At 41.1% G+C, this 11,905-nt stretch carries 12 protein-coding genes; 5 read left to right on the top strand and 7 right to left on the bottom strand.

The window, feature by feature from the left end:
* Positions 1 to 101 precede the first annotated feature (101 nt).
* The gene (locus CRI9333_RS06820) at positions 102 to 1,085 is read right to left on the bottom strand and encodes an alpha-ketoacid dehydrogenase subunit beta (RefSeq protein WP_015202431.1); all 984 of its coding nucleotides are present in this window, start codon (positions 1,083 to 1,085) and stop codon (positions 102 to 104) included.
* Between the two features lie 223 nt (positions 1,086 to 1,308).
* Between CRI9333_RS06820 and CRI9333_RS06815 the strand changes: the two genes are divergently transcribed.
* Positions 1,309 to 2,364, top strand: coding sequence for an aromatic ring-hydroxylating oxygenase subunit alpha (locus CRI9333_RS06815; RefSeq protein ID WP_015202430.1), 1,056 nt, complete (start codon positions 1,309 to 1,311; stop codon positions 2,362 to 2,364).
* Positions 2,365 to 2,464: 100 nt separating this feature from the next.
* On the opposite strand, the gene CRI9333_RS06810 is transcribed toward CRI9333_RS06815, so the two are convergent.
* Complete coding sequence (locus CRI9333_RS06810) at positions 2,465 to 2,800, bottom strand: DUF4870 domain-containing protein (protein ID WP_015202429.1); 336 nt, start codon at positions 2,798 to 2,800, stop codon at positions 2,465 to 2,467.
* Between the two features lie 192 nt (positions 2,801 to 2,992).
* Between CRI9333_RS06810 and prfC the strand changes: the two genes are divergently transcribed.
* Positions 2,993 to 4,621 (top strand): peptide chain release factor 3, encoded by a 1,629-nt coding sequence (prfC, locus tag CRI9333_RS06805; protein ID WP_015202428.1) that lies wholly within the window; start codon positions 2,993 to 2,995, stop codon positions 4,619 to 4,621.
* Positions 4,622 to 4,675: 54 nt separating this feature from the next.
* Here prfC and CRI9333_RS06800 read toward each other — a convergent pair whose 3' ends face one another.
* The 4 genes from CRI9333_RS06800 to fabI all read right to left on the bottom strand — a co-directional run bounded on the left by CRI9333_RS06800 (position 4,676) and on the right by fabI (position 8,030).
* A complete protein-coding gene (locus tag CRI9333_RS06800; RefSeq protein WP_015202427.1) occupies positions 4,676 to 4,978 on the bottom strand; it encodes a small RNA NsiR4-regulated ssr1528 family protein in 303 nt (100 codons plus the stop codon).
* A 63-nt stretch (positions 4,979 to 5,041) separates the two neighbouring features.
* A complete protein-coding gene (locus tag CRI9333_RS06795; protein ID WP_015202426.1) occupies positions 5,042 to 5,782 on the bottom strand; it encodes a Uma2 family endonuclease in 741 nt (246 codons plus the stop codon).
* A 591-nt stretch (positions 5,783 to 6,373) separates the two neighbouring features.
* The gene (hisB, locus tag CRI9333_RS06790; protein ID WP_015202425.1) at positions 6,374 to 7,018 is read right to left on the bottom strand and encodes an imidazoleglycerol-phosphate dehydratase HisB; all 645 of its coding nucleotides are present in this window, start codon (positions 7,016 to 7,018) and stop codon (positions 6,374 to 6,376) included.
* Between the two features lie 235 nt (positions 7,019 to 7,253).
* Positions 7,254 to 8,030 carry an enoyl-ACP reductase FabI gene (gene fabI / locus CRI9333_RS06785; protein WP_015202424.1) on the bottom strand — a complete coding sequence of 259 codons (777 nt, stop codon included), beginning with the start codon at positions 8,028 to 8,030 and terminating at the stop codon, positions 7,254 to 7,256.
* Between the two features lie 495 nt (positions 8,031 to 8,525).
* On the opposite strand from fabI, the gene ntcA reads away from it, so the two are divergent.
* The 3 genes from ntcA (at position 8,526) to CRI9333_RS06770 (ending at position 11,528) form a co-directional block, all read left to right on the top strand.
* Complete coding sequence (gene ntcA / locus CRI9333_RS06780) at positions 8,526 to 9,197, top strand: global nitrogen regulator NtcA (protein WP_041225970.1); 672 nt, start codon at positions 8,526 to 8,528, stop codon at positions 9,195 to 9,197.
* A gap of 138 nt (positions 9,198 to 9,335) precedes the next feature.
* The gene (locus CRI9333_RS06775; RefSeq protein ID WP_015202422.1) at positions 9,336 to 11,093 is read left to right on the top strand and encodes a DUF3084 domain-containing protein; all 1,758 of its coding nucleotides are present in this window, start codon (positions 9,336 to 9,338) and stop codon (positions 11,091 to 11,093) included.
* Positions 11,094 to 11,126: 33 nt separating this feature from the next.
* Positions 11,127 to 11,528: a pre-16S rRNA-processing nuclease YqgF gene (locus CRI9333_RS06770; protein ID WP_015202421.1), complete on the top strand. Its 402-nt coding sequence runs from the start codon at positions 11,127 to 11,129 to the stop codon at positions 11,526 to 11,528.
* A gap of 83 nt (positions 11,529 to 11,611) precedes the next feature.
* Here the strand turns inward: CRI9333_RS06770 and CRI9333_RS06765 are convergent, their stop codons facing one another.
* Complete coding sequence (locus CRI9333_RS06765) at positions 11,612 to 11,875, bottom strand: DUF3146 family protein (RefSeq protein WP_041226448.1); 264 nt, start codon at positions 11,873 to 11,875, stop codon at positions 11,612 to 11,614.
* Between the last annotated feature and the right edge of the window lie 30 nt (positions 11,876 to 11,905).

The following is an 11,905-nucleotide window of genomic DNA, read 5'->3' as shown; positions in this document are numbered from 1 at the left end:
CAGCTTTTTAAATCACGTTTAATCTACTGTGTTAAGTAGTATTTTATGTGATAGCTGATAGCTGTAGGCGCTCCGCGCCGTAGCGGAGCCTAAGCTGATAGCTAAACTTGTAATGCCATCATTTTTTGCACTGCTTCCACAATTTGTGCTGGTTGTACAATTGTTAAGCGTTCCAAAGTCCCGTTGTAGGGTGTCGGAATATCTTGTGAAGATAGTCTCAACACAGGTGCATCGAGTTCATCAAAAAAGCGATCGTTAATTGAAGCAATTAATTCTGCTGCAATACCGCCAGTTTTCATACACTCTTCCACAATAATCACCCGATGGGTTTTCTTAATAGAAGCGCCGATTGTCTCTAAATCTAGAGGTTTCAGAGAAATTAGGTCAATTACTTCGGGATCGAAACCTTCTTTAATTAAACCTGGTACTGCTTGCATCACATGATGACGCATCCGTGAGTAGGTCAAAATTGTGACATCTTTACCAGGACGCACAATTTCAGCTTTGTCCAAAGGTAAATAATATTCTTCGTCTGGGAGATTTTCTTTCAGGTTATATAGCAGCACGTGTTCAAAAAACAGTACTGGATTATCATCACGGATAGCAGATTTCAGCAGACCTTTAGCGTTATAAGGTGTTGAGCAAGCAACAATTTTAATCCCAGGAACTGCTTGGAAGTAAGCTTCTAAGCGTTGGGAGTGTTCTGCACCTAGTTGACGACCAACACCACCAGGACCACGAATTACGATGGGAATCTTGAAGTTACCGCCAGAGGTATAGCGCAGCATCCCAGCATTATTAGAGATTTGGTTGAAAGCAAGTAGCAAGAAGCCCATATTCATGCCTTCAACAATCGGACGCAGACCCGTCATGGCAGCGCCAACTGCCATACCTGTAAAGCTGTTTTCAGCAATTGGAGTGTCGAGAACTCGGAATTCACCGTATTTGTTGTATAGATCTCTAGTGACCTTGTAAGAGCCGCCATACTGACCTACATCTTCACCAAGCACAAATACATCGGAATCACGAGCCATCTCTTCATCAATAGCTTCGCGGAGAGCATTAAACAAGAGTGTTTCTGCCATCGGACGGGTTACAAAAGTTTGATAGGTCAAACTAGGATTTTAACCTTTTCGGTGGTCATTGGTCATTGGTGATCAGTCCGATGAGAAGTTAAATTAATAAAATGCCTATTAGTATAAAATCTCATTCTGAGAAACTTGAGATTGACTTTGCTCGTCTGACAGACATAGATGGTTGATGGGAAAAGGCGTTTGAGATAGCTAACTGGTTAATAGTAGGGCAACTGTGACGGACAACAAAAATTTCTTTTTACGCAATATTTGGTATTATGCGCTACCAGGTGAGCAACTTAAACCTGGGGCGATGGTTGCTAAAAAATTTCTTGGCGAACCAGTATTACTAGCCCGCACTCGTGAAGGCAAAGTATTTGCGTTACGCGATATCTGCCCTCATCGGGCTGTGCCGTTAAGTTGCGGTAGATTCGATGGTAATGAGGTTGAGTGCTGTTATCATGGCTGGCGCTTTGATAGCAATGGACGCTGTACAGATATTCCGGCTTTAGTGGAAGACCAAGAACTCGATTTTAGTCGTTTTCGCGTTAAGCAATATCCGGTGCGGGAGTTGCAGGGCAATCTTTGGATTTATATGGCGGATAAGGACAAGGTTGATTCGCCTACGCCAGAAATGGAGATTCCACAAGTTCCTTATTTTGGCGATCGCACTTATAATTTACTGCAAATGCTCAACTTTCCCTGCTTTGTTGATCATGCGGTTGTTGGTTTAATGGACCCTGCACACTCACCTTATGTGCATCGCGCTTGGTGGTGGCAGTTAAACCGACCTTTGGTTGAAGAAATTAAAACTTTCGATCCGTCACCTTATGGTTTTACCATGCGACGGCACAAGATTCCCGCCGTACCTCGTGCTTATCGCATTTTCGGTGGTGGTGAACCAGAAACAGAAATTGCTTTTTATCTTCCAGGTGTTCGCATTGAGCATTTAATTGTTGGTAAGCACCATGTATGTAATCTGACGGCGGTAACTCCTATCTCAGAAACGGAGACAGAAGTACATACAATGTTGTATTGGCATACGCCTTGGTTAAATTTACTGAAACCTTTTATACAACCACTAGCAAGAAACTTTTTAGATCAAGATCGTCAGGTGGTGATTAAGCAGCAGATTGGTTTGCAATATAACCCCAGTTTGATGCTGATTAAAGATGCTGATACCCAAGCGCGTTGGTACTACCAGGTAAAAACAGAATTCGCCCGCGCAACAACTGAAGGAAGACCTTTTGTTAACCCTGTCAAGGAACAAGTGTTGCGCTGGCGAAGTTAATTTCTTTAGGGGTTTTTGCCAATAATGGCGAACCCCTTTATTGAATACAGTTAAGTGGAATTGCCTTGAATTTATTGCCTTTGTAGTAAAGGATTTAAACTTACAATAGGCGAAAAATGAAGGGGTAGCGATAAGGCTGTTCTGTAGTACTTAAAGAGTGAAGAATTGCCATAACTGGCAAAACAATGTTGACAAGTTGTAAGATACCTAGCAACAAGAAACCAATTAATACTAATGTCAACACCCCAAAGATAATTCCATAAAGCCAAACATTCAAGTGAAAGTTAAGTGCTTCTTTGGCATTTTCTTTGACAACTGGATCATCAGAGACAAACAACATTACAATCGGTATAGCAATTGATACACCGAGAAGACTAAAAAAGATCGAGCCGTGAGAGAGTGCTGATAATAACTTGCGTTTATCTGGGTCGTACATCCAAACCCCCTGTTTGAGTAAATTCTTTATACTTGTCTCGACTCTAACACGCGATCGCAGGTAGAATTAAACTCCCTAAAGGAGGCTTTCCGTACAGATTATGTTAGTAATTTCAACCTAATATAAATCCGAAATGCTACCGACTAGCCCTGAATCTAAATATAATTTGGGTTGAACCCTAAAGTTTTTTGAATGTCTACTGAACTTGAGACTGATTTAGAGGCAGCAGTTGAACGCCGCCGCAATTTTGCAATTATTTCTCACCCCGACGCAGGTAAAACGACGCTAACAGAAAAGCTGTTGCTGTACGGGGGTGCTATCCATGAAGCAGGTGCTGTTAAGGCGCGTCGGGCGCAAAAAAAGGCAACTTCTGATTGGATGGAGATGGAACAGCAAAGAGGTATTTCGATTACCTCGACGGTGTTGCAATTTGAATACCATAATTGTCAGATTAACTTATTAGATACGCCTGGACACCAAGATTTTAGTGAAGATACTTATCGCACTTTAGCAGCAGCCGATAATGCGGTGATGCTGATTGATGCTGCTAAGGGTTTGGAACCACAAACCCGCAAGTTGTTTGAAGTGTGTAAGATGCGATCACTTCCTATCTTCACATTTGTTAACAAATGTGATCGCCCTGGACGCGATCCGTTTGAATTGCTGGATGAAATTGAGCAGGAGTTGGGATTACAGACTTATGCGGTAAACTGGCCTATTGGGATGGGCGATCGCTTTAAAGGTGTATACGAGCGTCACAGTAAGCAAATTCACTTATTTGAACGCAGCGCCCACGGTAGCAAAGAAGCACTTGATACTGTGGTTGATTTAGGCGATCCTCGTATTGAGCAGTTATTAGAACAAGACCTTTACTACCAGTTCAAAGAAGAATTAGAACTTCTTGATGGTGTCGGTGCAGAACTAGATTTAGATCAAGTTCGTTCTGGGAAAATGACACCTGTATTTTTTGGTAGTGCGATGACCAATTTTGGTGTCGAACTATTTTTAAATTACTTCCTCGATTACGCCTTAAAACCAGGTATTCACAACTCATCAGTGGGAGAAGTTGCGCCTACTTATCCCGAATTTTCTGGTTTTGTATTTAAGCTGCAAGCAAATATGGATCCGAGACATCGAGATCGAGTTGCGTTTGTGCGGGTATGTACGGGTAAGTTTGAAAAAGACATGATTGTAAATCATGCGCGTACTGGTAAAACGGTACGCTTATCAAGACCGCAAAAATTGTTTGCCCAAGATCGGGAATCAATTGAAGAAGCGTATGCTGGTGATGTTATTGGTTTAAATAATCCAGGTGCGTTTGCAATTGGGGATACAATTTACACAGGTCAAAAGCTGGAGTATGAAGGAATTCCTTGTTTTTCTCCTGAATTATTTGCTTATCTAAGAAATCCTAATCCTTCTAAATTTAAGCAATTCCATAAAGGTGTAACTGAGTTGCGCGAAGAGGGTGCAGTGCAAATTATGTACTCAGTTGATGAGGCGAAACGCGACCCAATTTTAGCAGCCGTAGGACAATTACAATTTGAGGTTGTGCAGTTCCGGTTGATGAGTGAATATGGTGTAGAAACTCGCTTAGATCCATTACCTTATTCTGTCGCTCGTTGGGTTGTTGAGGGTTGGGAAGCTTTAGAAAAAGCAGGGCGTTTGTTTAACACTGTGACAGTAAAAGATAACTGGGGTCGTCCAGTTTTACTGTTTAAGAATGACTGGAATATGCACCAAGTACAGGAAGATAATCCTAATTTAACGTTAAGTGCGATCGCGCCTGTTGGTTCCAGTTCTGAATTTGTTGCTTTGTAATGTTTCTAGTGCGGGCTTCTAGCCCGCTTAAAAATCGGAGTAATTTAATTGATATTACTTACCACCGTAGTAGAAAGCAATTTCCTTTTCCTTCAGGGGAGCCAAATCAGCATCAATTAACTTCTGGTTCAACTCTTGTTGGGAAATGTGTTTAGCACCAATTCTGACAATTCGAGAACGCATTGTATTTGATACACCGCTACGTTGACGATCGCCTTCTAAACCCATAACTTGGTTATAAAGGTCAAGCTTGGCTTTAGGGATGGGAGTACCATCTAAATCTATACCACGTGCGATCGCATGATCAACAGCATCAGCACCCGTTGTTTTGTTTTCTGACTCAGTAGCTTCACTCATACCTTCGCAACACCTAGAGATTAAACAGATTTCCCAATCTATTTTGCACTTTTTTACGGCAATTTATAACGCATCAGGATCTTCTCCTAACTCTCGTAACTTCGCAGCTAAACGTTCAGCGCGTTGGCGTTCTTGTTCAGCTTGCTGCTGTGCTGCTTCTTCTGGTAATAAAACTAAATTACCGTCAGAATCATAAAAACGTAACCAGACAGCCGTTTCTCGATCTATTGTGCCTTCCCAAGTTCCTAACCAAAAACCCAAACTTTCACACCACAACCAGGCTCGATCATTTTGTTCTAGTTCGTGATATTTTCGGGAATTATCTAAATGCCAACCTTGTAAGGAATTAGGATTAAAAGGGTTATAGACAAAATAATCTGGTGTTCTAAATATCCGCTCGTAAATATCTTTTTTAGCGCCTGTATCTACATTCGCTGTAGATGGTGACATTAATTCCACAATGACATCTGGATAACGCCCATTTTCTTCCCAAACTACCCACCCAAGACGTTCTTTATTGCCATCTAAGTCTAAGACAGCAAAAAAATCTGGTCCTCTAAAGTCGCGGTTACGTGCTTGGGCGCTACTGTAGTAGATAAACATATTACCACCACAGTAAAAGTCATTGCGGTTACTCCACGCTTGCTGCAATGACCTAATTAAGACATTCATGGCTATACGGTGGCGGTTGCTTTCCAAGGGTTCACCATCATCAAATATTAAGTCAGTCGGTGGCATGGGGGGTTCCCATTCCAAGTCATCTGCAATTTGGGGGTTTGTCTCAGCCGTCAACTCCACTGACATCTGAATATCTCCCTAGTTTGGGTTGTTTTCTCAATCTTAGGTTGACTAATAGTGTTTGTGGTGCTATTAGCTTAGATCTTTCGTGAGGGGGAGTATTATAGTGCGATCGCTACCTTACACACGCAATGTAAAGAAAAGTTGCAACTTTGAGGTAAAGTTGTTACATTTGTTTACAGGAAGTGCCTACACCTGGACGTTGCCTATATTTATTTTTATTTATTCGGCATATCTCTATCGTCTTGGCATCAGGTTTTCCTCCTCCCAACACAGCAATTAACACCAGCCACTTCTATGGCTGGTTTTTTGTCAGCATTTAGCTAGAGATTAAATCAACCGCTATTTGTAGCAACTGCCCTTGTAGGAATTCGTTGGTTTATCAAATAGTTGATTTATTCTTTCAATATCTTTTTGAATGATTCTTTTATATAATTCAGTAGTTTCTAACATAGTAATTAAGAAATATTTCAGGAATTACGCAGGCACGTAGAGCGAAGGATTAACGTCTCAAATTAAATTTAAACATAGAAAAAACACGCAGATCGATAACTGCGTGGAACTCAGATAAATAATATTTATATTTTCAATGGAAATTTACAAAACCCCTTTAGAACTAGGAATTTCACCCGCACGACGAGGATCAATTTCTAATGCCATTCTGAGCGATCGCGCGAATGCTTTAAATGTCGCTTCAATAATATGGTGCGAATTAATTCCATCCAACTGCCTAATATGCAGCGTCATCTGGCTATGATTCACGACGGCAACAAAAAATTCGCGCACCAACTGAGTATCATAAGTTCCAACTCGTTGTGTAGGAATCTGTAAACCATAACTAAGATGAGGACGACCAGAAAAATCTAACGCGACTTGAACCAACGCTTCATCTAAAGGCGCAACAAAATGACCAAAACGAACAATACCTTTGCGATCGCCTAACGCTTTAGCGAAAGCTTGTCCTAGCGTAATTCCAACATCTTCATTCGTGTGGTGATCGTCAATCTCTATATCACCAGTTGCCCGTACCTCCAAGTCAATCAGCCCATGAGAGGATATTTGATGCAACATATGGTCTAAAAACGGAACCCCAGTAGCCGCGCTACAACGTCCTTGACCATCTAAATTAATGCTGACATAAACATCAGTTTCCCCAGTTTTGCGACTGACAGTAGCAGTCCGACTAGGCAACAACTGTTCTAAATCAGAAGAAGTTGGAATTGAGCGATCGCTAATCTGCATAGAAATCTATCTAAAAAATCCTTAATATAGCAGTCAATATATTATTTTCTACTATTAATTTATCCTATCGGATTTTGTTTAAAGGTTGCTATAAGATTCAAAGTCCCCCTTTTTAAGGGGGATTTAGGGGGATCTTGACGTAAGTACTAACTTTTCTAAACCTGCGTAATTCCTTAACATAAAAATTCACTCTAACTCCCCTCCCCTTATTAAGGGGAGGGGTTGGGGGAGGGGTTTACATCCCCATAATCTCGTAACCAGCATCTACATACAGGATTTGCCCTGTAATTCCGCTAGATAAATCACTACACAAGAAAGCAGCAGCATTACCCACTTCCAACTGAGTTACAGTACGGCGCAAGGGTGCAACTTCCTCGACATGATGAATCATATCTAGAATCCCGCCAACGGCTGAAGAAGCCAACGTGCGGATAGGACCAGCCGAGATTCCATTCACTCGAATATTTTGCTGTCCCATTTCCGAGGCGAGGTAACGGACACTCATTTCTAGCCCAGATTTAGCAATTCCCATCAAATTATAGTTAGGAATTACCTTGACACCGCCCAAATAAGTCAGGGTGACAATACTGCCACCTTCCGTCATTAAAGGTTTGGCTGCTCCTGCCATTTGAATTAACGAATAAGTGCTAATTTCTAGAGCTTGAGCAAAACCTTGCCTAGAAGTAGAACTAAAATTACCCGATAAATCTTCTTTGTTCGCAAAAGCAAGGCAATGAATTAAAATATCGAGCTTGCCCCACTTTTCCTTAACTGTGTCAAACGTCGCTTGAATTTGAGCATCGTCTTGGACATTACAGGGTACAAATAAACTTGGTTGCAGAGGTTCTACTAATTCTGCAACTTTCTTTTCAAAGCGACCTTTTTCGTCAGGGAGATAAGTTACACCAAGATTAGCTCCAGCTTGATGTAGCTGTTGGGCAATGCCCCAGGCAATTGAGCGATTATTAGCAATGCCCGTCACAAGGGCGTTTTTCCCAGTCAAATTTAGCATGGTTTTCTAGTGTAAACGTAATTGAAGCCTGATTCAATCGCTCATTCAGCAGAATATTTACTGCTAATAGTTCCCGAACGGTAAAGTAATTTTACAGCGACTCTTACAGTTATCTGTTGTTTACTAGCAGATAAAGAACTTGTGCATTAAGCTTTTATTAACGGTTAAAGCTTTGCAAATCAGGGGATTCTGTATCAATAAGCACAAAAACGTCTGAGGAATTAAGATTAAGTTTTCTTTCTATAGTCATTAATCGCTAACAATCGGCTGGTGATTATCAGCTATCAGCCGTCAGCTATCAGCTAGGAATACAAGCACCTAAATTTTATGAAAAATCAAGAATTATTTTTCTCAAGACGGGTACGCCTCCTAAAAAAGGCATGGTGATTTCAAGGCTCTAAGTTTATTTATGACGCTCATGCTGACGTGCAGACTTTTGACTGCTAATAGCTAAATACCTAGTCGCTAAAACCTGATCTATAAAAAGTAATGAGTATGGTCGTGACACAAGATAGACCCCTAGCATCTGTATTTCGTCAAGTCGGAAATGGTGCGTTTCCCCCAGTGGTGGAAACATTCGATCGCGGTAAGACGATTTTTTTCCCTGGAGATCCGGCTGAAAGGGTTTATTTTTTACTCAAAGGTGCTGTGAAGCTGTCCAGGGTTTACGAGGCAGGGGAAGAAATTACCGTAGCCTTGTTGCGAGAGAACAGCGTGTTTGGGGTGCTGTCGTTGATTACGGGGCATCGCTCTGATCGTTTTTACCACGCGGTTGCCTTTACACCAGTAGAACTGCTCTCGGCTCCGATTGAGCAATTTGAGCAATCGTTAAGGGACAACCCTGAGCTTTCCTGGTTAATGATGCGGGGGTTATCATCTCGGATTTTACAAACAGAGATGATGATTGAAACCTTGGCGCACCGAGATATGGGTTCTCGATTAGTCAGTTTTCTGCTGATTTTGTGTCGTGATTTTGGTACGCCTAGCTCTGAGGGGATTACTATTGACTTGAAGTTGTCTCATCAAGCGATCGCCGAAGCAATTGGTTCTACCCGTGTCACTGTCACCCGTTTACTGGGAGAGCTACGGGACAATAAAATGATTTCTATTTACAAGAAAAAAATTACCCTACACGACCCAGTAGCCTTAAGTCAGCAGTTTACATAGGGTCTGGGGATATAAATCTGTTTTCAGTAGCCACTGGGATCGCTAAATGTAAGTTGCTGCATCTGTTACTCTGTTCAAGAATGGCATCAACCTCCGTAGGTATGAGATAGGCTATATCTGAGCAGAAGGTGTGGGGAGATGTCCAGCGGTTATATACTGATCGTGGCAATTTTAATATTAGGAGGTGTGATTGCGGCATCAGGCGATCGCATCGGCACGCGCGTTGGGAAGGCACGCTTAAGTTTATTTAAGCTGCGTCCTAAGCAAACTGCCACCTTAGTCACCATTGTTACTGGTAGTTTGATTGCTGCCTTAACTTTAGGAATTCTAATTGCAGCTAGTGAACAATTACGAACTGGTCTTTTTGATCTCAAGGTAATTCAAAGAAAACTTTCTACAACTCGCAAGGAGCTAACTGTAGTTGTTGAGCAAAAAAATCAAGTAGAAAGTGAATTAACAAAAGCTAAAACTGAGCGATCTCAAGCCGAGAAACAGCTTGATACAATTAATCAGTCTTTGAAAGAAATAATCGCTAAACAATCTCTGACAGCTAAACAGCTTAATAGTACTCAGCGCCAGCTAGGAGTTGTTTCCCAACAAAAAATTGCTCTTAGCAAAGAAATCACACAAATACAGGGAGAAAGGCAAGATTTAATCGAGCAACGCAATCAGGTTAAAGAGCAAGTTAATCAACTTAATAGCCAAGTTAGTCAACTGCAAGGTAATATTGCTCAACTACGTGGTCAAATTAATCAACTAAATGGTCAAATTGCTCAATTAAGAGGGCAAATTAATCAGCGCGATCGCGAAATTGCTAAACGAGACATCACTATTGCTCAAAGAGAACGAGTAATTTCCCAACGACAAGACCTGGAAAAACAGCTAAAAAAGGGCATTTCCGAACGTGAAACTCGCCTCAATCAGCTAGGGCAACAACTTAAAGACAGAGAAATTCAACTAACTCAAAGACAAACAGAACTAAAACAACGGGATCAACAACTGCAACAACGGCAGGCACAGCTTAATGAACAAGATCAAAAACTAAAAACGCTAGAAGTACAACTTAAACAAGGAGAAATACAACTTGGTGAACGAGATAAGCAACTTAAACAACTAGATCAAGAATTCCAACAAATAGAAACACAACTTACTCAACGAGATCAACAACTAAAACAACTAGAGTCACAACTTGGGCAACGATCGCAACGACTGGCATTTCTAGAAAAAGAAGTAGGAAAGTTAGAACAAGATTATCAAGTGCTGCGTCAAGGTAATGTTGTTTTATCGCGTAATGAAGTTCTTGCGGCTGCTGTGTTGCGGGTTGTTGAACCATCCTCCGCACGTCGAGCAATTGATCAATTGTTGAGTCAAGCTAACCGCACAAGCATTGAATCAACTCGACCTGGTGTTAAGAAAAATAACGAGCGAGTGGTGCAAATTGCTTCAACACAAGTCGATCAATTAATTAACCAAATTAAAGATGGGCGCGACTATGTAGTACGCATATTTTCTGCTGGCAATTATGTGGTTGGAGAAAAGCAAGTTGAAGTGTTTGCTGATGTATCATTGAATCAAGTTGTTTTCAAGGCAGGTGATACTGTGGCGGCAACCGACGCTGAACCTGCTACTATGACAGAAGTAGAAATTCGCAAAAAAATTGACTTGTTACTCTCTGCATCACAGTTTCGCGCCCGTAGAGTTGGAATTGTGGGTGATACGATCTTGCAAGTTGGTGATGGTAGAATTACAACCTTTATCCGATTTTTAGAGCAAGTAAAGCAGTATAAGCACTCTTTAGATCTCAAAGCGATCGCCGCCGAGGACACTTACACATCAGGTCCCCTAAAAATTAAGTTGGTAGCTATTAAAGATGGGCAAGTTGTTTTTAGTACTTAATCCTTCAAAGATTGTTAATTGAAAAATTGAAAAATGATTTTGGGTTTTGATCCAGGAAAAGACAAGTGTGGTTTAGCTGTTGTGGGGTTAGACAGAAAACTGCTTTACCATGAGGTTGTGCCATCAGCAAGTGCGATCGCAACTATCCAAAGTTTATGTGCAGAATTTGCCATTTCTACTTTAGTAATGGGAGATCAAACCACAGCAAAAACTTGGAAACAGAAACTCAATAGCGAATTAGAATCAATTCCGATTTTAATGGTAGACGAGCGATACAGCAGCTTAGAAGCACGCGATCGCTATTGGCAAATGTATCCGCCTAAAGGTATTACTAGCCTAATTCCACAAGGATTTAGGCAACCTCCCCGACCAATAGATGATATTGTTGCTATTTTGCTAATTGAAAGATATTTAAAAATAGCAAAGACAAATTAAATTTGTAAAAATATACATGATAAAATCCTCAATGTAAGATGGTAATAGCTTACAAAAATGTTGAAAAACTCAAACTAATTTTTCTAAAGTTGCGCTCGGATAGTAAAAGCATAATCACCCCCTGGTTCTAGCTTGTAATCTTGCTGCTCTAAAAATCTACCCAAGGGTTCTTGAATTAAAGCTCTTCCCATAGAGGGTTTGACCACAAGTTCACCTCGGCGGAAACACCAGTAGAACTCCCAAACAAATTCCCCCGCGCTGACTTCACCTTCAATTGTTCCTAGTTGCCAGGAATGTTGGGTAATCCTGACATTGGCAATGGTTTCTGGCAGATACTTAGAACTCACAATCAGTCTGATGTTAATAACCTTTAAAAA

This window comes from Crinalium epipsammum PCC 9333, from assembly GCF_000317495.1.
GTDB classification, from domain to species: domain Bacteria; phylum Cyanobacteriota; class Cyanobacteriia; order Cyanobacteriales; family PCC-9333; genus Crinalium; species Crinalium epipsammum.
This window is presented reverse-complemented; position numbering and strand designations above follow the sequence as displayed.